Origin of the sequence: Campylobacter concisus (genome assembly GCF_002092845.1) — a bacterium.
Taxonomy (GTDB): domain Bacteria; phylum Campylobacterota; class Campylobacteria; order Campylobacterales; family Campylobacteraceae; genus Campylobacter_A; species Campylobacter_A concisus_AQ.
Window position 1 is genome coordinate 21866 of record NZ_LVXF01000002.1, and the last position, 21333, is coordinate 43198.

21 protein-coding genes and 5 tRNA genes are annotated in these 21333 nt (G+C 39.0%); 12 read left to right on the forward strand and 14 right to left on the reverse strand.

Annotated features, from left to right (window positions below; all coding sequences use genetic code 11):
- Positions 1-144: 144 nt before the first annotated feature.
- A complete protein-coding gene (locus tag A3854_RS09450; protein ID WP_141081819.1) occupies positions 145-348 on the forward strand; it encodes a hypothetical protein in 204 nt (67 codons plus the stop codon).
- 75 nt (positions 349-423) lie between these two features.
- Positions 424-774 (forward strand): hypothetical protein, encoded by a 351-nt coding sequence (locus A3854_RS01425; RefSeq protein WP_084041015.1) that lies wholly within the window; start codon positions 424-426, stop codon positions 772-774.
- Between the two features lie 35 nt (positions 775-809).
- Here the strand turns inward: A3854_RS01425 and A3854_RS01430 are convergent, their stop codons facing one another.
- From A3854_RS01430 to A3854_RS01445, 4 genes are all read right to left on the reverse strand, one after another.
- Entirely contained in the window at positions 810-2579 is a 1770-nt protein-coding gene (locus A3854_RS01430) for an aryl-sulfate sulfotransferase (protein WP_084041016.1), read from the reverse strand.
- Positions 2580-2844: 265 nt separating this feature from the next.
- The gene (locus tag A3854_RS01435) at positions 2845-3969 is read right to left on the reverse strand and encodes a cytochrome d ubiquinol oxidase subunit II (RefSeq protein WP_084041017.1); all 1125 of its coding nucleotides are present in this window, start codon (positions 3967-3969) and stop codon (positions 2845-2847) included.
- Positions 3962-5497 (reverse strand): cytochrome ubiquinol oxidase subunit I, encoded by a 1536-nt coding sequence (locus tag A3854_RS01440; protein ID WP_084041018.1) that lies wholly within the window; start codon positions 5495-5497, stop codon positions 3962-3964. The genes A3854_RS01435 and A3854_RS01440 overlap by 8 nt, the downstream gene beginning before the upstream one ends.
- A 1-nt stretch (position 5498) precedes the next feature.
- Positions 5499-5714 (reverse strand): DUF4492 domain-containing protein, encoded by a 216-nt coding sequence (locus tag A3854_RS01445; RefSeq protein ID WP_084041019.1) that lies wholly within the window; start codon positions 5712-5714, stop codon positions 5499-5501.
- A 125-nt stretch (positions 5715-5839) separates the two neighbouring features.
- On the opposite strand from A3854_RS01445, the gene A3854_RS01450 reads away from it, so the two are divergent.
- The 5 genes from A3854_RS01450 (at position 5840) to A3854_RS01470 (ending at position 13088) form a co-directional block, all read left to right on the forward strand.
- Positions 5840-7474, forward strand: a complete 1635-nt coding sequence (locus A3854_RS01450; RefSeq protein WP_084041020.1) for a CTP synthase — start codon at positions 5840-5842, stop codon at positions 7472-7474.
- Between the two features lie 105 nt (positions 7475-7579).
- Positions 7580-8131 (forward strand): NAD(P)H-dependent oxidoreductase, encoded by a 552-nt coding sequence (locus tag A3854_RS01455; RefSeq protein ID WP_084041021.1) that lies wholly within the window; start codon positions 7580-7582, stop codon positions 8129-8131.
- A 351-nt stretch (positions 8132-8482) separates the two neighbouring features.
- Positions 8483-10057, forward strand: a complete 1575-nt coding sequence (recJ, locus tag A3854_RS01460) for a single-stranded-DNA-specific exonuclease RecJ (protein ID WP_084041022.1) — start codon at positions 8483-8485, stop codon at positions 10055-10057.
- Between the two features lie 226 nt (positions 10058-10283).
- Entirely contained in the window at positions 10284-12281 is a 1998-nt protein-coding gene (locus A3854_RS01465; protein ID WP_084041023.1) for a TonB-dependent receptor domain-containing protein, read from the forward strand.
- 222 nt (positions 12282-12503) lie between these two features.
- Positions 12504-13088 (forward strand): hypothetical protein, encoded by a 585-nt coding sequence (locus A3854_RS01470; RefSeq protein ID WP_084041024.1) that lies wholly within the window; start codon positions 12504-12506, stop codon positions 13086-13088.
- A 36-nt stretch (positions 13089-13124) separates the two neighbouring features.
- Here the strand turns inward: A3854_RS01470 and A3854_RS01475 are convergent, their stop codons facing one another.
- The 7 genes from A3854_RS01475 to A3854_RS01505 all read right to left on the reverse strand — a co-directional run bounded on the left by A3854_RS01475 (position 13125) and on the right by A3854_RS01505 (position 18273).
- Positions 13125-13757, reverse strand: coding sequence for a protein-L-isoaspartate(D-aspartate) O-methyltransferase (locus A3854_RS01475; RefSeq protein ID WP_084041025.1), 633 nt, complete (start codon positions 13755-13757; stop codon positions 13125-13127).
- 60 nt (positions 13758-13817) lie between these two features.
- Positions 13818-14585 carry a carbon-nitrogen hydrolase family protein gene (locus tag A3854_RS01480; protein WP_084041026.1) on the reverse strand — a complete coding sequence of 256 codons (768 nt, stop codon included), beginning with the start codon at positions 14583-14585 and terminating at the stop codon, positions 13818-13820.
- Entirely contained in the window at positions 14586-15074 is a 489-nt protein-coding gene (locus A3854_RS01485; RefSeq protein WP_084041027.1) for a hypothetical protein, read from the reverse strand.
- A complete protein-coding gene (locus tag A3854_RS01490) occupies positions 15064-16086 on the reverse strand; it encodes a ribonucleotide-diphosphate reductase subunit beta (protein ID WP_021092521.1) in 1023 nt (340 codons plus the stop codon). Before A3854_RS01490 ends, A3854_RS01485 begins: the two co-directional genes overlap by 11 nt.
- Positions 16087-16157: 71 nt before the next feature.
- Positions 16158-17282, reverse strand: coding sequence for a PepSY-associated TM helix domain-containing protein (locus tag A3854_RS01495; protein WP_084041028.1), 1125 nt, complete (start codon positions 17280-17282; stop codon positions 16158-16160).
- A 77-nt stretch (positions 17283-17359) separates the two neighbouring features.
- Complete coding sequence (locus A3854_RS01500) at positions 17360-18094, reverse strand: spore coat protein (protein ID WP_084041029.1); 735 nt, start codon at positions 18092-18094, stop codon at positions 17360-17362.
- Between the two features lie 103 nt (positions 18095-18197).
- A tRNA-Ala gene (locus A3854_RS01505) sits at positions 18198-18273 on the reverse strand.
- A gap of 105 nt (positions 18274-18378) precedes the next feature.
- On the opposite strand from A3854_RS01505, the gene A3854_RS01510 reads away from it, so the two are divergent.
- The 5 genes from A3854_RS01510 (at position 18379) to A3854_RS01525 (ending at position 18964) form a co-directional block, all read left to right on the forward strand.
- Positions 18379-18453: transfer RNA gene (locus A3854_RS01510), tRNA-Gly, on the forward strand.
- Positions 18454-18461: 8 nt separating this feature from the next.
- Positions 18462-18548 (forward strand) — tRNA-Leu (locus A3854_RS01515).
- Between the two features lie 6 nt (positions 18549-18554).
- Positions 18555-18628 (forward strand) — tRNA-Cys (locus tag A3854_RS01520).
- 32 nt (positions 18629-18660) lie between these two features.
- A complete protein-coding gene (locus tag A3854_RS09520) occupies positions 18661-18816 on the forward strand; it encodes a hypothetical protein (RefSeq protein ID WP_180378629.1) in 156 nt (51 codons plus the stop codon).
- Positions 18817-18874: 58 nt separating this feature from the next.
- A tRNA-Ser gene (locus tag A3854_RS01525) sits at positions 18875-18964 on the forward strand.
- Positions 18965-19487: 523 nt separating this feature from the next.
- Here A3854_RS01525 and frr read toward each other — a convergent pair.
- From frr to secG, 3 genes are read right to left on the reverse strand one after another with little or no spacing between them, the layout of a single operon-like run.
- A complete protein-coding gene (frr, locus tag A3854_RS01530) occupies positions 19488-20045 on the reverse strand; it encodes a ribosome recycling factor (protein ID WP_084041030.1) in 558 nt (185 codons plus the stop codon).
- A complete protein-coding gene (locus A3854_RS01535; protein ID WP_084041031.1) occupies positions 20035-20994 on the reverse strand; it encodes a polysaccharide deacetylase family protein in 960 nt (319 codons plus the stop codon). Before A3854_RS01535 ends, frr begins: the two co-directional genes overlap by 11 nt.
- Before the next feature lie 2 nt (positions 20995-20996).
- Positions 20997-21326: a preprotein translocase subunit SecG gene (secG, locus tag A3854_RS01540; RefSeq protein WP_021091090.1), complete on the reverse strand. Its 330-nt coding sequence runs from the start codon at positions 21324-21326 to the stop codon at positions 20997-20999.
- Positions 21327-21333: the final 7 nt, after the last annotated feature.

The window sequence follows — 21333 nt, forward strand, 5'->3', positions numbered from 1 at the left end:
ATAACACATTAAATTTTTAAAATTTATCCAAAAAGGATGAGCTAAATAGCTACGAAATTTCGGTAATTTTAATCAAAGCAGTGTACAAAATAATAACGTAAAAATATTATCAATGTGTTATAAATATTGATTTATAGGGCTTTATTGTACCTTGGTACAATTTACAAGACCTATGAAAATTTATACAATGCGATAAAATTTTTTAACAAGGATGAGAAAATGATCGCAAAAACAGAGGGCATAAAAGTGATGCCAATGCAAACTAAAATTTTAAATTCTGGCGCAAACTTTTATGAAAATAACTTCACAAATACAACTTTAATTTTTCCTTTTTACGCGAAGAAGTAAAACAACTTCTAATCTCCAAAACAAGAGCGATTTAGCTTTTATTTTAAATTTAATTTATAGTTAAGAGAGTTTTATATGCAAAGTGAAAAAACAGAAATTTTACTTGATGAAGTGAATGAAACAATAGATTCGATATTTAGAACCTGTAATAAAAATGGCGGGACAAAGAAAGCTTTGGAAAATAGAAAGCTAAATAAAGAAATTTTGAAAGATAAATTTGCATCAATCTTTTTAAAATTTGATCAGATAGACGATGATGATTTTAAAAGCACAGTTCTTGCAAGCGATGAGACAAAAGAGTTAAGCGAGATGGTAAAAGCGTTTGAAGCTGATAAAGATATAGACTTGCCAGAACTAGAGCGAGCGATAAATTTTAACCTTACTAGAATCAAAGAAGCAATCTATAAATTTCAAAACAACAACTAAAAGCTGGTGCGAGAAAAATCTCACACCAGATACTGCTAATAACTAAATACCTCCGGATCAATAACCATCGCCCTATAAGCAACATCATCTCTTGAAGCAGAGTCCACATCCATCTCAAATTTGATCTCATTTGTCTTTGGATCGATCTCAACTAAGACCATTTTGATAGTCTTGTCAGGACGGAGTAAATTTACATTTGAGCTTGAGATGAAGTAGGTATTTTTATCTTTTTGCCACTCGACGTTGCTAGTAACTGCGCTATAAAAGTCAAAGCCACGCTCCTTGCCAAACTGCCAAGTTTGTTCAACCGTGCCCTTTTTCTCATCTATCTTGTACTCAACCGCACGTGAATATTTATCCTCTTTAAATGCTGGCTGCTCCATGCCCCTTGCATCGCCATTGTCAAAGACACTTAGGTGTTTTATGCTGCCTTTGTTGTCATATCTTGGTGTGAGCCATGCGGTGTGCTGAGTCCATGACCAGTCAAATTCACCCTCGCATTTTGAGTTTTCGCATTTTATCTTATTACCTTTGCTATCGACTGGAGTTAGCACTTTGGCTTTAAATTCTTCACTCCAGCCCTCAGGCGAAGCTAATATCCATTTTACTTTCTTGTCACGTCCTATCTTTACGATGCCTTGGTGGCGAAGTGAGAGGATGATGCTATCATCGCTCTCATCGTATGAGATAGAATTTACGTGAGCCCAGTTTCTACCTGTGCCAGTAGAGGTGATGTCGCCAAATGGCTGATCGTCGCTTATCTTTATCTCTTTTGCATCCATATCGATATTTAGGCAAACAGCTCTAGCATCAAGCGCTTTTATGAGGTTGCTGCGGTAGACGTTATTGCCAAAAATTTCATTTAGATCCCACTCTTCGACCACTTTACCGGTGCTATCGACCTCGATGATGTGATCTCTTATAGTGTGAGAAATTTTGCCATCTTTGTGGTGGTAGTTGTATTTTCCAACCCTAAGAAGTGCGTGATCGTCCTTTAATGGCATAACTTCATGGCTTAGATCGATGTAGCCTCTTGGAAGCGGGCGATTATAAATTTCTTTTCCCATAAGGTCATATCTTAGATATCTTTGTGCCATACCAAAGCTGATATCGCCGTTTTTTAGCTGATGAAAGCCCATCATCATGCCTCCATCCATCACTCTTCTCTCGCTGCGGTCGTAAAATTTCTGATAGTCAAGATACCATCTAACCTCACCTTTGGTATCTACGATGTAGTTTTCGGTAAAGTCGTTCCAGCTAGCAGCTCCGCCATTTTTCCAATCAAGTGGTTTATAGATGCTTGTGATCGTGTTATTTATGAGATAGAGCCTGTTTTTAAAGGCAGGATCGACCTTTTTGACGCGAGTCTTTTGCATGTGAGAAAATCTAAAATCACGGCTATATGTGACGATAGGCTGGGCGTAAATTTTATATGTTTCTACCTTTTTAGCTCCATTAAATGTGTAGCTTATGACTACTTCATTTAGATAGTCAGGGTAAAGCCCCCAAATAGGCACACCATCATGCGTAAGCAAAGCATGCTCTGAGACGTTGTAGTCGATATCGATACCACCATCTGGCTTGCCTTTTACTTTGACGTGGATATCTTTGATGTCTTTGCCAGCTCTATCGATGATAGCAGTTAGAGGCGATACGTCGTAGGGATTTATAAAGACTGATCCAAGCTCACCTTGAACCTTTACGTGATGAGCCAGGACTCCAGCCTCTAGTGGCGTGATACCTATACTAAGACCACTAACCAAAACAGCCGCAAGGGCAACAGAACCTAAGAAATTCTTGCTCATTTTCGCTCCTTTAATAAAATTTAATGATATCTTACTACCCAAATTTCACACAGAACTAACGCTTATATGAAAAGTGGCTTAAATAAATTTATAAAAGAGTCGTTTTAAAGGGTAAAAATAAAAAGAAGAATTTAGGAGCAAACGCCCCTAAATTTTAGTTATTTTCGTCAAATTTCTTAAGAGAAAATAGAACAAATTTATAGCTAATAAATAGCGTTACTGGCCAAAGTATCAAAAAAATTCCTGCTTCTAACATCTTTTATCCTTAGTATGCGTGATGATCGTTTTCGATCTCGTCTTGCGTGATCTTCTTGCTATCTATCGCTCGCCAAACGACGATGATATAAGCAAGTACTACTGGCACTAGCAAGCTAACATATGCCATAACTCCAAGTGTATAGTGGCTAGAGCTTGCATTTTTGATAGTTAGCGAGCTAGAAAGGTCGCTAAATGACGGATAAAATGCAGTGCCATTTAGGCCTGTTATCAAAAATAGTGCAGTCACAGCTAGCGTTACGCCAACGCCGTAAGCAAAAATTCCACGAATGCTTTTTGTAAATACCCCTTGGAAAATTCCAACAAGTACCAAAACAACGCCAACAAGAAGCAATATACCAACGATAGGCATCTCGATCAAATTTATAGCGTATTTGTAAGGCATAAGGTTAACTACGCCATTTGCGTCGTATGCAAAGCCATCTTTTGTAAGTATCCACGCAAGAAAGCCTAGGAAAAATGGCAAGAATAGCACAGTGTTGATAAGTAGCTGTTTTCTAGCGTTTTGTATAAATTCACCATCAGCGATGTTGTTCATAAGATATAAGCAGCCGCCTACGCGAGATAGGAAAAACATTGCTATGCCAAGTAAGTACAAGTAAGGGTTTGCCAATGCTTCAAGACCGCGAAACGGAGTCTTCCACTCGACAAAGTTGTGCTCATTTAGCACAAAGTCGCTTCCGCTAAAAAATGTACTAACCGCCATGCCAATAAGGATAACACCAAGTGAGCCATTTATGAAAAGGAAAATTTCATAAGTTCTAGCGCCTAAGAAGTTATCAGGCTTTTTGCGGTACTCGTAGCTTACAGCTTGGATGATAAAGCAAAATAAAATAGCCAGCCAAACCCAGTAAGCACCACCAAAGCTAGTAGCGTAAAATAGCGGGAACGCCGCAAAGCATGCACCACCAAACATAACAAGCGTCGTAAATGTAAGCTCCCATTTTCTACCGATAGAATTTATGAGCATATCTTTTTTAAGCTCGTCCTTGCCAAGGCTAAAGATGAGCGACTGGCCGCCTTGAACAAACATCATAAATACCAAAAGTCCGCCAAGAAGGCTAACTATAAACCACCAATAAATTTGTAAATTTTCTAAGCTTAAACTATGCATGGTCGTTAAATCCTATCTTTATTTGCTTAAGCATGATTTTGATCTCAGCAATCAGCAAGACCGTAAATAAAACAGCAAATAATATAAATGAAATTTTGATATTTGAGTCTGCTAAATTCGTAGCTCCAACGCCAACGGTCATGAGATCTTGTATCACCCATGGCTGACGACCGACCTCTGCTACTATCCAGCCAGCTTCAGCTGCGATGTAGCCAAGCGGTATAGTAAAGAGGCAGATCCACAAAAACGCTCTTATGTTTTCAAATTTATATTTTCTTGAAAGATTTAGATAGAGCGTAATAGCAAAAAGAGCTATGAAGTAAGTGCCAAGAGCGACCATGATATGGAAGCTATAAAATGTAAGCGCAACTGGTGGCACAGCCTCTTTTGCGTCTTTAAGATAGCCATATCCTAAGAAATTTAGGTTACTTTCTAAATTTGAAAGAGAAGTTTTCATTAGGCTCTCGTCATTTGCTTTTTTGGCTTCTTTGTAGTTTTTGAGAGCTTCGATAGCTACTTTGCCCTTTGCCATCTTCTCTTCTACGCTTATTAGATTGTGCTCGCTATTGCCATAAAGTAGGTCATTTATACCTGGCGTAAATGAGTCAAGCTCTCTGTTTGCCATGATGCCAAGTGCGTAAGGCACCTTTATCTCAAGCAAAAATGGCTCGCTCTCGTTGTCAAGCTTTTTAGCTAGGTTTAAAATACCAGCAGCAACTAGACCAGCGTTTTTCTCGCCTTTATAAAGTCCCTCCATGGCTGCAAGCTTCATAGGTTGCTTTTGAGCTACAAAATATGCGCTTTCATCGCCGCTAAGTAGTAAAAATGCCGATGTGATAAGTCCAAATGCGCTAGCAACCACAATACTTTTTTTAGCTAGTAATATGTGGCGTTTTTTAATTAAAAACCAAGCAGAAATTCCTATCACAAAAATAGCTGAGATAGTGTAGCCGCTAGTTACTGTGTGTAAAAATTTGCTAATGCCAAGAGGATTTAGCGCGACTTCGAAGAAATTTTCCATCTCCATTCTAGCGGTATCTGGGTTAAATTTCATGCCTATTGGGTACTGCATCCATCCATTTGCAATTAAGATCCAAAGTGCGCTTAAATTTGAACCGATCGCAACAAGCCAAGTTGAAAGCAGGTGAAATTTCTTGCTAACTTTATCCCAACCAAAAAACATAATGGCAAAAAATGTACTCTCCATAAAAAATGCGAGCAAGCCTTCAATCGCAAGAGGAGCGCCGAAAATATCGCCGACAAACCAGCTGTAGTTCGCCCAGTTTGTACCAAACTCAAACTCCATGATGATACCAGTAGCGACACCGATAGCGAAATTTATACCAAAGAGCTTTAGCCAAAATTTCGTTATCTCAAGCCATGCTTTATCGCCAGTTTTGACATATATCGTCTCCATGATAGCGATGATAAAACTTAGTCCCAGAGTAAGCGGGACAAACAAAAAATGGTAAATGGCGGTTAGTGCAAACTGTGCCCTAGACCAGTCGACAAAATCCATCTCAGACATTTTATTCCTTTATTAAATTTCGAATTACAAATTCGCTTTTTTCTTCGTCGGTTTGAAATTTGGTATTAAGAGTCTCGTCAAAGATGAAGACCTTTAAAATTCCAAACATAATGATAAGCTTTATTATTATGAGAAGCCATAATTTCTTGCCTATTTTCATATTTTTAAAGCCGTCTACATATAAAGAGGCGATGTTTTTTAAGCAGTTTTTTATCATGATTTTTGAAGTCTATAACAAAAAGACTTAAAGAATAATTTTTAAAATTTATACGATTAATGCCTTACTAAATATTTAAGGGGTATAATCCGCAATTAAAAAATAAATAAATTTAAGGAAATTTAATGGCAAAAGAGACGAAGTACATTTTTATCACGGGTGGCGTTTTAAGCTCACTTGGAAAAGGCATTGCAGCTGCGTCTATCGCGACTCTTTTAAAAAATTCCGGACTAAAAGTAAGTGTTTTAAAAGCTGATCCATATATCAACGTAGATCCTGGCACGATGAGCCCGTTAGAACACGGCGAAGTTTTTGTCACAGACGATGGGGCAGAGACAGATCTTGACCTTGGTCACTACGAGAGATTTTTAGATGAGAGCCTAAGTCAAGATAATAACTTCACAACGGGCAGAGTTTATAGCTCAGTGATCGAAAAAGAGCGAAGAGGCGATTACCTTGGAAAGACTATACAAGTGATCCCTCACATCGTTGGCGAGATAGTTGATCGCATCAAAAAAGCAGGCGAAGGTAAAGACGTGCTCATAGTTGAGATCGGCGGAACCGTTGGCGATATCGAGGGCTTGCCATTTTTAGAGGCGATAAGAGCGCTAAGAGTAGAAGTTGGTAAAAAAAGAGCGCTAAATATCCACCTAACGCTTGTGCCATTTATCAAAGTAGCTGGCGAGCTAAAGACAAAGCCAACCCAACACAGTGTAGGTGAGCTAAGACGTATAGGTATAACACCAGACATCATCATCTGCAGATCTGAAATGCCACTAAACCGCGAGCTAAAAGATAAGATCGCAGCAAGCTGTGGCGTTGAAAAAAACTGCGTTATAGAGAGCTTGGACAGCGCAAGCATCTATCAAATTCCACTTTCATTTTTAAAGCAAGACATACTAACTCCAATCGCTGAAAATTTAGGCTTTAGCGAGCTAAAACCAGATATGGCAAAGTGGGATAGCCTAGTAAAAAGGATAATCGCTCCAACAAATGAAACTACAATAGCATTTGTAGGTAAATATATCGATCTAAAAGAGAGCTACAAGAGCCTAACTGAGGGCATTATCCACGCTGGAGCAAATTTGGATGCTAGGGTAAATTTACGCTGGATAGATAGCGAAAAGATAGAAGAGAACAATGTAAATGAGCTTTTAAAGGACGTAGATGGCATCTTAGTAGCTGGCGGCTTTGGCGAAAGAGGCGTTTTAGGCAAGATGCAAGCTATAAAATTTGCTCGTGAAAATAAGATCCCTTATCTTGGAATTTGCCTTGGTATGCAGCTAGCACTCATTGAGTTTGCAAGGGATGTTTTGGGCTTAGAGGATGCAAATTCTATGGAATTTGACAAAGAGTGTAAAAACCCTATCATCTATCTAATCGATAGCTTTATCGACGCTCACGGCAAAAAACAGATAAGAACACACACAAGCCCACTTGGCGGCACGATGAGGCTTGGAGCATATAACTGCGACATCAAACCAAAGACACTTTTAGCTGAAATTTATGGCAATGCAAAGAGTGTAAAAGAGCGCCACCGCCACCGCTACGAGGCAAATCCAAAATATAAAGAAATTTTTGAGAAAAATGGCCTTTTGGTAAGCGGTGAGAGCGATGGGCTGATAGAGGCTATCGAGCTAAAAGGCCATCCGTGGTTTGTGGGCGTGCAGTGCCATCCTGAATTTACTAGCCGTCTAACTAAACCAAATCCTGTGATATTAGGCTTTATAAAGGCAAGTTTAGAAAACGTCAAATCTTAAATTTAGAGCCATCTGGCTCTAAAAATTCTTTTAAAAATTTTGCTGTTTTATTCAATTATTTGCCAAATAAATCCCACTTCTTTCTATAAATTTTTAAGGAGAAAAATGAAAACTCTAATCATCTTAGCACACCCTGATATCCAAAACTCGGTCATAAACAAACGCTTGCTACAAGAGGCTCTCAAAGAGCCGCAGCACTTTAGCATTCATGATTTGACGCAGGTTTATGGGGGCGAAAGTATCGACGCTGCGCGCGAGCAAGAGCTCATCAGAGCCCACGATGCCCTCGTTTTGCAGTTTCCACTTCACAACTTCTCCTGCCCTCCGATTTTAAAATCGTGGATCGACGCGGTGATGACGCATGGCTTTGCCTACGGACGGGGTTCGGACGGCATAGCGGGGCGCAAGGTAGCGCTAGCCGTGACCGCAGGCATCAAAAAGAGCGACTACTGCCCGCAAGGACGCTATCATTTTAGCTTGCGCGAGGTTCTTACGCCGTTTGAGCTTGCGTTTAAATACTATTTTCACGCCGATTACCGCGACTTTTTCGCATTTTACGGCGCCGAGGAGACTCCGGGTGTGGATTACGTATCAAGCCAGGACGATTTAGAGCGCGGCGCTAGAGAATACGCGGAGTTTTTGAGAAATTTGGAATAAATTTTTATAAAAATGGTTTAAGCTTTATGACATAAACCATTTAAAATTTATAAATTTAATTGTATAAATTTTTGCTAATACTTACTATTTTTGACGGGTTAAATTTGTAAAGACTATCAATTTAACAAAGCTTTTAAGCTCGCCATGAGCCCTAAAATCTTACTTTCATTTAAAATTATAAGAAATTAAATTTCAAAAAGATATAATCCAAGCATTCAAAATAAAGACGAAAGATTACGATGAAAAAAAAGCATTTTTGTTGCCAAATTTTTAGCACTTTGGGTGTAAATTTAAGTGAACAAGTGGCATTAACTAAAGTTGGTAAGTTCTTTAAAAATTCTTACCAAAACCATGCTAAATAAAGAGGATATAAGGAATTTACTAGCGCATAGATTTTGTAACGACATACATAAAAAAATTAGTGAAATTCCGACACCAAGTGCCTTAAAAGATATATACAAAGGCGCTAATCGCATAAAAGAAGCGATAGAAAAAAACGAGCGTATAGCCATTGTGGGCGATTATGATGTTGATGGTGTTGTTTCGAGCGTAATTTTGGCCGAGTTTTTTGATGATCTTGGCGTGAAAGACTACCTAGTAAAAATTCCAAATAGATTTAAAGATGGATATGGGCTAAATCCTGAGATAATAGACGAACTCTCAGCCGATGTAAGCTTGATTATCACCGTTGATAACGGCATCTCTGCAAACGATGCGGCCATTATCTGTAAAGAAAAAGGCATCGATCTTATTATTACTGATCATCACATGCCTCCAGCTGTTCTCCCGGAAGCTTATGCGATCATCAATCCAAAGCAAGAAGACTGCAACTTCCCAAATATCGAAATTTGTGGTGCTGAGGTCGCTTGGTATTTGGTTGGAGCGTTAAAGGATGTTTTTGGGCTAAATTACGATATGAGCAAATTTCTAGAGCTTTTAGCTATCGCGATAATCGCTGATATGATGGAGCTAAGAGATATGAATAGAATGCTTGTTCGCCTTGGCATTTGTAAGCTAAATGCGTCTAAGCGTTCCGCATTTCACGCTATAAAAGAGTTTTATGGTAAGGAAAAATTTGAGTGCGATGATATCAGCTTTCTTATAGCACCTCTTATAAATTCAGCCGGACGCATGGACGATGCGATGAATTCATTTAACTTTTTGCGCGCAAAGAGCATAGAAGAGGCTTACAACTACCTTGATACCATTATCGAATTTAACAACTCCAGAAAAGAGGAGGAGCGCCAACTCTTCGAGTGCTCGCTAAAGGATGTAAAAGAAGATGATGAAGTCATCATCACTTGGGGTGAGCAGTGGCACGAGGGCGTGATAGGTATCGTAGCTAGCCGCTTAGCAAAGCACTTTGCAAAGCCAGCTATCGTCTTTAGTATCGATAAAGGTCGTGCAAAAGGTAGTGCTAGAAGCATTGGCAAGCTTGATATCTTATCTCTTATAGCAAGCCACGAAAATTTACTAACAAGCTACGGCGGTCACAAAGGAGCGGCTGGACTTACGCTTGCACCTGAAAATTTGGTGAAATTTAAAGAAGCGATAAATAAAAGTTGCTCATGCCTAAATATGCAAGAGTGCAAAAGCTCGGACGAGCTACTTGGTGACATAATGCCAAGCGAGATCGACTTTGAGCTGCTTGAAATTTTAGAATTTTATGAGCCATATGGACAGAAAAATCCACGCCCAGTCTTTAAGATAAAAAATGCTCTTGTTAAAAATGAAAGACTTATAGGTAGAGATCAAAATCACCTAAAGCTCATCTTGCAAAAGGATAATAAAACACTTGAGGCTCTATTCTTTAACTTTACAAGACATGCTAGAGTTGGCGAGATGATAGATATTATCTTTTGTATATCAAAAAATTCATTCCGCGGACTTGTTACTCCACAACTACTCATAAAAGAGATTTTATAAATTTTTATCTCGGTTTTATAATGCTAAATTTTATTAAAACCGAGATTACTTCGGTTTTAATTCACCAAAATCGTTTTTTTATATATTTAATGCAGTCCAACTAAAATAATACTATTTGACTCAAATTTCTGTATTGTAAAATTAATGTTATATAAATATTTATACTTTATTTAAGTTTATTTTTGCTTTAATTTTAATTTTAAATATTAATTTCATAGGACTAAACATGAAAATTTCTTACGTTTTAGCATTTGCTTTAGTACCAAATTTAATGCTTGGTGCTGAAGAAACGATAGACTTGGCTCCGGTTACCGTTTCTGCAAAGATACAAAAGTCCATTCTTGACGAACCGACAAAGGCTCAAATAGTAGGCAAAGGCGCGATACTAGAAAACGGCGACATCGCTAAATCGCTTTTAAATTTGAGCGGCTTTACGATGGAGCGCAAGGGCGGAGGCGGCAGCGAGGTTTATTACCGCTCGCAGACGGCGGCCAGACTGCCGGTGCTAATCGACGGTAGCACGCTAAACGGCGGTTGCGGTATGCGCATGGATACGCCCATCACTTACATCTCGGCGCAAAATTATAGCTCGGTTCGCATCGTAAAAGGCCCGCAAGACGTCAGATACGGCGCACTCATTAGCGGCGGTATATTTTTCGATAGAGAGATAGCAAGGCTGTCAAAACCGAGCTTCGGAGGAAACGTAAGCGTACTTGGTGGTAGTTTTAGAAGATTTGAAACTGCTGCAGACGTAGCGGCGGGTAACGAGCTAGGTAGCCTAGAAATTTCTGGTGGGCACTACCAGAGCGGTGATTATAAAAGCGGTGACGGACAGAAAATGCATACGCACTATAAACGCAACAGCGTCTCGCTCGTAGGTACGCTAACGCCCACAGATACTACGGCCTTACAGTTAAGCGCGGATCTAGGCGATGGCGAAGCGGCGTATGCGGACAGGATGAGGGACGGCATACAGTTTGACCGTAAATCTTTCGGACTAAAATTTGAACAAGATGTCGGTGAGCACAAGATCAGGCTAAGTTCGTACTATCATCAAATCGATCATATAATGGACAACTTCACCATGCGTCCGGTGGTGCCGGGCACGGGGCGCGGCAAGGGATATAGCATCAGTCACCCGATACGCGATATGTACGGCTTTAAGCTAGAAGGCGAGCTAAATTTCGATAATCTAACTAGCTTCATCGGCGCGGGATACTCTGAAGATACGTTTAAATGGCGAGGTGCCGGAAGCGGTATGATGGGTGTAACTAAAGCCGAAATGGACGCCGCCCTATCAAAGCCGCACGTAAAAGAGCGCAAGGTAACGTATAAAACGATATACACTCAAAACGAATACGTCCTTGAAAACGACTACGGGCTTTTTGGCGGACTTAGGCTGGACGCGGGCGAGAGAAAACTGTTAAAAACGCATAAGAGTAGGAAAGAAAATTTATTCTCAGGCTTTTTTAGATACGAAAAATATCTGCAAAATTTAACGCTCTACGCAGGACTAGGCCACGCGCAAAGGTTACCGGATCATTGGGAAACGAGCAAAGACGACAATCTTAAGCTAAATAAAGAAAGAAACACTCAGCTTGACTTCGGTACCGTGCTAAAAGATAGAAACTACGAATTAAACGCAAATTTCTTCGTCTCGAAGATGGATGATTACATAATGATAAAATATAGTCCTATGGGCATGTCATCAAACGTATTTAATACCGATGCTTTACTATACGGCGGCGAGATCGAGGGCGATACGCTACTGGCCGACATATTTAGACTGGGTGCCGGCGTATCCTACGTCTACGGCAAGGTGACTAAAAACGCGGGCGGCCTAAAAGACGGCGATGCGCTGCCTAAGGTTTCTCCTCTAACGTTTAAACTAAGCGCCGGCCTAGAAAAGCCAGACTGGTTCGTCAAAGCCGACTTCTACGCTAACGCATCGCAAAAACGCGCGCAAAAAGGCTACGGCGACGTGGGCGGTATGGATCTGGGCAAGAGCGATAGCTTTTGGACGCTGGGGCTAAGCGCGGGCTATAAATATAAAAATTATCAATTTTTGCTAGCGGCCGAAAATTTAAACGACGCCAAATACTCCTATCATAACTCAAAAGGCGGCTACGGCGGCGGTATCGCAGGCTACGAAACTATCCCAAACGGCACGAGGCTTTATGAGCCGGGCAGAAGCTTTTGGGCAAAATTTAAGGTGCATTTTTAGGGCTTAACTTAATAAATTTGGCATGGCTGTGGGCTTAGGATTTGCCCTAAAGCTGTGCTAAATTTAAGTATTTCTACTCTTATATTCTTAATAATACTCACACTTACTACATTTATTATTAGTAATAAATTGGCACTTGGTATAAAATTTCTTATTAAATTTAAATTTTATATAGATTAAAAGCTTAGATGTAAAATCTCAGAAATTTTTTAAAGGAGAGGTATGAAAAATTTACTTGTAAAATCAAGCTTGATTCTAGCTTTGGTAAGCTCAGCTGCACTAGCTCAAGGTGCATTTGTTGGTGGTGAAGGTGATTATTCGTTTAACTCAAAAATCAAAACAAAAAACATAGCAAGTAGTGAGAAAAACAACTTCAAAAAAGGTCACTATGGTCTTGGCTTTTATGGCGGTTATGATTTTGACAGCTATAGAGCTTATGGTGGTTATTATTATGACTTTAAAGCTAGGAAAAATGCTGGTGAGTCAGATGCAAAATGGAGTAAGCATAAATTTCTAGGCGGTGTTGATTATATGCCAAGCATCACTGAAAATTTTAAAGCCGTTCTTGGCGGATACACAGGTCTTAACTACTTGAGCGTTAGAGAGAGATTTAATAACGAAACAAGTAAAAAAAATTTCAAAGGCTTGCTAGTTGGCGCAAAAGCGGGAGGTATCTACTCATTTGATGAACATAACGCGATCGAGTTTGGCTTAAAAGCTGATAAGACTTTTTATAAGAAAAATAGCGGAGCTCAGCTAAGAGATACGACTATAGGAATTTATACAGGCTATACTTATAAATTCTAACATTTAGGCAAGGCTTAGGCTTTGCCTTATTTTAGGTTACTCTCTACCTTCAAGAAGTGGTACAAAAAGGCACTCATCTAAGTACTCTTTTTCTAAATTTCCATCTTTATCTTTTTTAAATTTAGCGATAAATTGCTTGCCATCTCTTTTCATTGGAGCTACTAAAATTCCACCATTTTTAAGCTGCTTAAATAAATTTGGTGAGATCTCATCAGCGGCTGCCGAGAGCAAGATACGATCAAATGGTGCATAGCTTCGCCAGCCATTGTTGCCGTCATCATACCTTACATGTACATTTTTTATTTTTAGCGCCTCGAAACGTTTTTTTGCATCCATGGCTAGTTTCTCTATTCGCTCGACACTAAAAATTCTATGTGCAAGTTTGCTTAAAATAGCTGCTTGATAGCCACTACCGCAGCCTATCTCTAGGATGTTATCCATATTTTCACACTCTAGTGCCATTGTCATCTTTGCCACAGTTAGCGGTGAGCTGATCCATTGATTGCCCAGTATGGGCTGCGCGTCAAGTTTATAAGCATGTGCAGTAATTGGTACAAAAATTTCACGCTCAGTGGTAGCTATCGCATCGAACAAAAGTGGGCTTAACGTGATCTCATCGGCTATATCGCTAGCTAAATTTTGGCATTTTATCGCTTCTAGTTGGGTCAAAATTTATATCCTAAATAAAAATTAAATCTTTATTATACGATTTAAAACTTATCTTAAAATTTATAAAATCCCTAAATTCGTCTTTATCTCTTTTATTAAATTTGCATCAAATATCGTCTCTTTAACAAGTGTGCCATTTGGTAAAAATACTCCAGCAACTTCTAATGCAAGAGAGCTTGAGATCATGACGTAGCAGTTGTTTGCGATAGCTAGAGCCTTGCAAAGACTAAGATAAGCATCCTCTCTAGCCTTGCCCCACATGGCTGGTACCATGATGATATCACATCCTTTTAGCTTTGCCCAAAGTGTGCTATCGCGTAGTTCAAAACAGATTAGTACGCCAAGCTTTAGCCCTCTAAAATCAAAGGCATTTATCTCGCTTACATCGCCAGCGGCAAAAATTTCATGCTCCAAATTTGGCCGAAAAAGTTCGGCTTTAAATTGTGAACGAAAGACATTATTTGAGTTAAGAAGCAAAAATTCGTTATAAATTTTTGGCTGGTGCGGATTTAGATTTGAAATTTGAGCTAGGCCTGCGCTTTTGTTTAGGCTGCTAAGGTGCGTAAAACCAAGAAATTTATCTGGGCTAAGTACCTCTTGCAAGCGTTCAAGCAGCATTGCATCAAAGCTACCTATCATGCCACCAAGCATAGCTTTGTTCGCCCCTGCAAAAAAGCCGTCAAAGTCATATCCGCTGATGCAAAGCTCGCTTGCAAGAATGAGTGAGTTTTCAGGCGCAGCTTCAACTAAATTTGCAAGCTCCTCTAGGCGATCGGTTGCATTTTTTGCCTTTAAAGTTAGGCTTATTAGGTTTAAATTTTCGTCCATTTATTTTCCAAATAAAAATGTTATAGGTTTTTCGTCGTGGCAGTCTTTTGGAATTTTGCAGTTTATATCCGTACCACCGATGTTTGGTGTAGCTTTTAAAATAACGCTTATAGCTGTGATTTTATCATCGCGCTGGGAGAGCGGATCATTAAAAACCCAGACCTCAAAGCCAAGACCCCTAGCCTCATCATGTGAAACTATTCTTACCTCTTTTAGATCTTTTGCTTCAAAGCCACACTGTTTGTTTATACCAAACATCACGTCATTTCCTAGCACAGATCCTAGCGGTGCGAAACTTGGTGCAATTTCACCGTTTGGCATCTCTTGATAGATTTCCGCTTGGCTTGTCTCTTTTACCTTAACAAGCTTGTAGGCGTAGAAATTTTCGAGATTATTTTTATTTGCTTGATCAATTATCCTTTGATTGCTGCTCGCACACCCCACAAAAAGCACGCAAGCAAGGGCTAAGATGCCATTTTTAAAAGTCATCAAAGCTGATACTTCCCTTGCTGTAGTTTGTCACCTTTGCTTCAAAAAAATTTGACTTTTGGTCGTTAAATTTCGCAAAGTCATCGACCCATTTGATCGGGTGAGTGACGTTGTATTTGCGTTTTAGACCGATCGCAACTAGACGTTGATCAATGAGATAGTGGATATACTGCTCGATGATGTCGTCGGTAAAGCCCATTATTTGGTTCTGAGTGATGTATTTGCCCCATTTGATCTCTAAATTTCCAGCTTTTTCAAACATATCATAAATTTTCGCCTCAGTCTCAGGTGTGAAAAGATCAGGTCTCTCTTTGCGGACTGAATTTATCATGTTTTGAAACAAAAGCAGGTGCGTGATCTCGTCGCGTTGGATGAAGCGTATCATCTGCGCTGAGCCTAGCATCTTGCCAGCGCGAGCTAGAGCGTAGATCGCTGTAAATCCGCTGTAAAAGTAGATGCCCTCTAAAATTTGGTTCGCAACCATCGCAAGAAGCAGCTTCTCGTCAGTCACTTCGCCTGCAAGCTCCTCATAGACGCTTGAGATATAGTCGTTTTTCTCGCGCAATACATCGTCGTGCTTCTCCATCTCGTAGATGAGGTCGGTGTTGTCGCAGATCGCCTCGACCATGACAGCGTAAGACTTGCTGTGGTTTGCCTCTTCGTAGGCTTGGCGGCTTAGCACGGCGTTGATCTCTGGAGCTGTAATGTAAGGGTTGATGTTGTCGGCTAGGTTGTTTGTCTGGAAGCTATCCATCGAGATGAGCTGGCTCCAGACTAGGTCGTACATGCGTTTTTCAGCCTCTGTGAGGTTGTAGGCGTAGTCGCGCACGTCGTCGGTGGTGTCGACCTCTTTTGGAAACCAGGTGTTTGCCTCCATGAGGTCCCAAAGCTTTAACGCCCACTCGTATTTTGCCTTGGTGAAATTTAAAATGCCGTGTGGGTTGCCGTTAAAGACTCTTCTATCGGTCAAATTTTCATTTGAACTTGGGTTGTAGATGCGTTTTCTGTTCATAAATTTCTCTCTTGTTTGTGGTAAAAATTTCTTAAAATCTTACCCAAAGCAAGGTAAAAATTTACTTTTATTTAGAGTGCCTTAGTCCTTTTTATGGTCATCAAAAAGCCAGTTATTATTAGTAAAACTGCGATCACGCAAGAGATGGCAAAGATGATCTGACCGATCTCGCCAAACATCTCTCCAGTGTGCAGGCTAAGCACCTTTCGGCCAGCTTTTTTTGCCTCTGGGATGCTCTCAGCCTTGCTAACAAGCTTGTTTTCTTTGATCTTGCCAGCGCTAGCGTCAAGCTTTAGTTTGCCCACTTGGCTCTCACTAGTTTCGTAGTTTATAGTGTAGGTGCTTTGGTTGTTTTCAGGCACGTTTATCGTGAGTGATCTTAGCTCTAGCGTGACATTGTCTTTAAAAATTTGCTCCGCAGTCTCAATCTCTTTAAATTTATCATCGCTTATCGGGATTAAATTTCTTTGAGGCATTGCTCTTTGCGCTTGGCTTGGTTTTAGCTCGAAAAATACGCTATTTACACTGTTTCTGACCCAGCCATAAGACCAGTAAAGCCCAGTTAGCGACATCACGACAAGCAGAATCGCCACGTAGGTGCCAAGGCTTGTATGGAGGTTGTAAAAGCAGGCGTAGCCCTTTGCGTTTGTTTTGATTTTTAGCGAATTTAAAAAATTTCGCTTGATAGCTGGTGCGTAGAGGATGAGTCCGCTGATGGCAAGAAGTGCCATGATGATCGAGTTAACCGCAACTATTTGCTTGCCGATGTTGGCTGGGACTTTGCTATCAAGCAGAGCAAGGCCTAAATTTCTATGTAGGCTTAGTATTATCATGCGAGTTTTCTCGCCCCAGTCTTCGCTGATCACCTCGCCACTTCTTGGATCTATGAAGAAATTTAATTGCTTTTTATCCTTTGTAATGCTTATACGATAAGCTTCATTTGCTCCACCTATTTGTAAGCTTTCAAGCGTATCAAATTGAATCTCACTTTTTGCTTTAGCTAGGAGTTCATTTAAACTTAAATTTACTTTTTCGCTAGGAACTAAGTTTATAAAATTTTTATTTATCGCACTTTTGATCTCTTCTCTATAAGACGCAAATGGTGCTGAAAGAGTCATGAATATTAGCGGAATAGCCGCAATTAGTCCAATTATTAGGTGGATGTTGAAAATGATTTTGTTGCGCTTGAAAAGCATATATCTCCTTTAGATTTTAGTAACGAATATTAATTTATTTTTTGTTAATAGGAGATAAAATTTGGTGAGAAAATTTGCTATTTATTTTGAGCGATCGGTAAGAGATACTCAAAGGTTCTGATGACTGCGTTTAGATCCTTTTTATTTAGAGATTTAAATGGTTTTAGTAAGTAATAAAGTGGTTTAAATTTTATAATTAGCTGTAGTGAGCGCGCGTAAATTTCACTCCCTCCGGCTGCCAAATATTCGCTAATGACTTCGCTTGCAAACTCGTCTGAAATTTTAAAACGAAATAACTCATCTATAAAAACAAGCAGATCGCGACACTTTTGAAGCTCTAGGTCATGGCTAAAAAATTTTGACTCAAAGTCTAAAAATTTTATCTCGTCATTTTTTATGGCGATATCCCTAAGGGCCGGGCGTCCGTGCGCAAAATTTAGTGTGTGAAGTCCAGCTAGTGCACGGGCTGCTTTTAGTAGAATTTCATGTTTAAATTTTTCATCGTTGCTATACTTAAAAAGCTGAGAAATCGGTTCACCGACATCTTCTATCACGAAAAACTCATCGCTTTTTAGAATGAGTTTTGGGGCAGGAGCTTTGGCTTCGTTTAAAATTTCAAGTTTCTTTATTTCGTTGGCAAATGATTTATAAGGATTTGGCTTGAAAATTTTAGTTAAAAAGCCACCTTCAATGTTTTTTTCAATACGTTTTAACCAAAATTTTTGTTCATCAAATTTAAAGCTAAAGACACGATTATTACCGTCACTATGACTTTTTAAAATTTCATTGACATATTGTTTTAAATTTTGCATATTTGTAATTTAGCGAAAGAAATCTGAATTTTTACATAATATATAGCATAAATTTTAGTAAAAAATGATGAGAATATATTAAGTAAAAGAGGCAGTAAGGCACTGGTGGAGTTAAGCGGGATCGAACCGCCGACCTCTTGAATGCCATTCAAGCGCTCTCCCAGCTGAGCTATAACCCCAAATAGATTTTGGCATTTTATCTTTTTATGGCTTACAATATTTTGAAATTCGTTTTAGTAAAATAAAATTTTAAGCAATTTTTGGATAATATTGCAAACTTTAACGCGGGAATAGCTCAGGGGTAGAGCACAACCTTGCCAAGGTTGGGGTCGCGAGTTCGAATCTCGTTTCCCGCTCCATTAACTTAGCCCGAGTGGCGGAATGGTAGACGCAAGGGACTTAAAATCCCTCGGTAGTTTTTACCGTACCGGTTCAAGTCCGGTCTCGGGCACCACGATATGGCGACATGGCCAAGTGGTAAGGCATGAGCCTGCAAAGCTTTGATCCCCGGTTCGAATCCGGGTGTCGCCTCCAAACTTCAAAAATAACTACTCGAAGGAATAATAGTGAGAAATTTATTTTTAGCAGTGTTTATAGCATTTTTTGTAGCTGGTTGTTCAAATACTTGGCATGGTGTAAAAGAAGATACTCATAATGCTAAAGAATGGACCAAAGAAAAGATAAATGATGGAGCTACATATATTAAAGAAAAAACAGAGTAAATTTTATAGATTATAGTAAATTTTAAGCAAAGTTGGTTATAATCACAAATCTTTAATTCGGGAGATGGCTGAGCGGTCGAAAGCGGCGGTCTTGAAAACCGTTGAGGTGTGAAAGCCTCCTGGGGTTCGAATCCCTATCTCCCGGCCACCTATCTAATTCCTTGTTTATTTTATAAAGCATTACCTAGATTTATCGTTCATAATGGCTATAAAAAAAATTTCTATAAATATTCAGTCCAAAATTTACTAAAACTAAAAATAGTAGTAAATTTCTTATTCAAAGTAAGATATTGTAAGATAAGGAAAAGTTTAAGAGTTTTTATATTTTATTTTTGACTATCTTAAATTCTCAAAATAATATTTGTAGTAGCACATCCAAAATACATAATAGGTAGTAATCCTGTGTATAAATATATGTAAAATTAATAATATTGAATAAAGAATTTAAGACGAATCCAAAATAAGAATTTAAATTAAAAATTCATGAAAATAGTTTAAAGACAAAGTGGTGGCTATGTTTTATGTAGTCTAGGATCTATTTATATTTAATAGATAAAAGTACAACAGGCAAAAAATTAAACTACTTGCTGATAAATATTTTTCTGAAATATTATTTTGAGAGAATATCTAGCTACATAAAAGTAGCTAGATAAGGAAAATTTCTAAAAATTTTAGATTTTTAAAAGCTCAGCCTCTTTTTCTTTTACAAGAGTATCGATTTTTGCAGTGTAGGTGTCAGTTATCTTTTGAACCTCATCTTGTCCCTTTTTGCTCTCGTCCTCAGTTATAGCTTTATCTTTTTCAAGCTTTTTGACTTCATCATTTGCATCTTTTCTTACGTTTCTTATACTAACTTTGGCTTTTTCTCCCATTGATTTTGCATGTTTTGCATTTTCTTGACGTTGCTCGACGGTCATAGGTGGGAAAAACAGTTTGACACTCTCGCCATCACTATTTGGATTGACGCCGATATTTGCTGCTTGGATAGCTGAAGAGATCGCTTTTATCATGCTCTTTTCCCAAGGTGTGATAGCGATAGTTGAAGCATCGCTTGTAAGCACGGTGGCTACTTGATTAAGCGGAGTTGGCGAGCCGTAGTAATCAACCATAACGTTATCTAGGATGTTGATATTTACTTTGCCAGTTCTTAGCGTTGTAAAATCGCGTTTTAAAGAAGCGATCGCCTTTTCGCAACCCTCTTTTTGGGTATCATAAATTTTATTTAGCATTGGTGTCCTTTATTAGAAGTTTTGTGCTTCTGTGATGATCTACTTTTAGCGACATTAACACTTTGCGCTTATCAAGTGGTGGGTTAAATTTACACTCAAAAACGCCATTTGTCATAGGTACTTTTCTAAAGCCGTCAAAGCCAGTCATGAAAAAACTGCCCTCACTGGCATTTGTGTCGGTCTTGATGATGAGCTTGTCGATCGCATTGTTTTGCGGATAGCCTTCTGGAAATATCCACTGGGCATTTAGAAATTTGCTATTAAACGTTAGTGCTATTTTGGTACCGTTCATTACGGGCGTTCTATAAAGATCGTAAACATCACTCTTGTCTGAAACCGCACCTGAGTTTTGATTTAAAAGTGCTAAAAAACCAAATTCTTTTGCAAGTTTTACGACTCTACTATCGATCTCACCATAAGGTACTGCAAAGAATTTTGGCTTATAGCCCATATGTTTTTCAAAGGTCTCTACACCCTTTTGAAAATCCTCTCTTAATGCCTCATCGCTAAGCTTCGTCATCCTTGGGTGCGCGTATGAGTGGTACCCAATCTCGCCATAAGCCTCAAGTTCTTTAATCTGATCAAAATCCAAATAATCGCCATATTTATTTACACTGGCTTCCACATAAAGCATTAGTGCAAATGGATAGTTATACTCTTTAAATACACTAAGGGCCTTGTCATAGAAACTTTTATAACCATCATCTACAGTGATGACGATCCAGTTATCAGGTATTTTTTTGCCAGCATTTACAGCATCGACTAGCTTTGAGAGTTTAACGACTTCATAGCCATTATTTTTGAAATATTCAAACTGCTCTCTTAAATTTTTAATAGAAATATCAGTGCTTGTATGTCTTGGATCGTCAAAGCGATGATAGACTAAAATATGAGCGTCTGCTAAAGCAAATGTTAGCGTCAAGAATGACGCTAAAAGTGTTTTTATCATTGTTATTTTGCTGGAGTCTGTGGTGCACTAGGAGCTGATGGTACGTCGTTTGACTTTGGTATGACTAGAGATTTACTATCGACGCTATCAACGATAGAGCGTTTTAGATCTTTATTGTAGAAGTATCCAAGTGCAAGTGTATTTAAGATAAATAAAATACCTACGATAAAAGTAAATTTAGCTAAAAATCCAGCTGGTCCTTTTGCTCCAAAAAGACTCTCGTTACTTCCGCTATATGCCCCAAGTCCGATAGATGAGCTTTTTTGAAGTAAAACAGCGATAGTTATGATGACAGCTAGAGCAAACTGTAAGATCAAAAATATTAAACTCACGAAATTT

What these genes read in the sequence shown, in the direction of transcription:
- A3854_RS01440 (WP_084041018.1), bottom strand. Translation starts at nt 5,497, where the DNA reads ATGTCTGAGATGGATTTTGTCGACTGGTCTAGGGCACAGTTTGCACTA.
- A3854_RS01445 (WP_084041019.1), bottom strand. Translation starts at nt 5,714, where the DNA reads ATGATAAAAAACTGCTTAAAAAACATCGCCTCTTTATATGTAGACGGC.
- recJ (WP_084041022.1), top strand. Translation starts at nt 8,483, where the DNA reads ATGCTAAATAAAGAGGATATAAGGAATTTACTAGCGCATAGATTTTGT.
- A3854_RS01450 (WP_084041020.1), top strand. Translation starts at nt 5,840, where the DNA reads ATGGCAAAAGAGACGAAGTACATTTTTATCACGGGTGGCGTTTTAAGC.
- A3854_RS01495 (WP_084041028.1), bottom strand. Translation starts at nt 17,282, where the DNA reads ATGCTTTTCAAGCGCAACAAAATCATTTTCAACATCCACCTAATAATT.
- A3854_RS01455 (WP_084041021.1), top strand. Translation starts at nt 7,580, where the DNA reads ATGAAAACTCTAATCATCTTAGCACACCCTGATATCCAAAACTCGGTC.
- A3854_RS01430 (WP_084041016.1), bottom strand. Translation starts at nt 2,579, where the DNA reads ATGAGCAAGAATTTCTTAGGTTCTGTTGCCCTTGCGGCTGTTTTGGTT.
- frr (WP_084041030.1), bottom strand. Translation starts at nt 20,045, where the DNA reads ATGCTAAATAAAATTTATGATACCCAAAAAGAGGGTTGCGAAAAGGCG.
- A3854_RS01465 (WP_084041023.1), top strand. Translation starts at nt 10,284, where the DNA reads ATGAAAATTTCTTACGTTTTAGCATTTGCTTTAGTACCAAATTTAATG.
- A3854_RS01425 (WP_084041015.1), top strand. Translation starts at nt 424, where the DNA reads ATGCAAAGTGAAAAAACAGAAATTTTACTTGATGAAGTGAATGAAACA.
- A3854_RS01535 (WP_084041031.1), bottom strand. Translation starts at nt 20,994, where the DNA reads ATGATAAAAACACTTTTAGCGTCATTCTTGACGCTAACATTTGCTTTA.
- A3854_RS01435 (WP_084041017.1), bottom strand. Translation starts at nt 3,969, where the DNA reads ATGCATAGTTTAAGCTTAGAAAATTTACAAATTTATTGGTGGTTTATA.
- A3854_RS01485 (WP_084041027.1), bottom strand. Translation starts at nt 15,074, where the DNA reads ATGACTTTTAAAAATGGCATCTTAGCCCTTGCTTGCGTGCTTTTTGTG.
- A3854_RS01480 (WP_084041026.1), bottom strand. Translation starts at nt 14,585, where the DNA reads ATGGACGAAAATTTAAACCTAATAAGCCTAACTTTAAAGGCAAAAAAT.
- A3854_RS01490 (WP_021092521.1), bottom strand. Translation starts at nt 16,086, where the DNA reads ATGAACAGAAAACGCATCTACAACCCAAGTTCAAATGAAAATTTGACC.
- A3854_RS01470 (WP_084041024.1), top strand. Translation starts at nt 12,504, where the DNA reads ATGAAAAATTTACTTGTAAAATCAAGCTTGATTCTAGCTTTGGTAAGC.
- A3854_RS01500 (WP_084041029.1), bottom strand. Translation starts at nt 18,094, where the DNA reads ATGCAAAATTTAAAACAATATGTCAATGAAATTTTAAAAAGTCATAGT.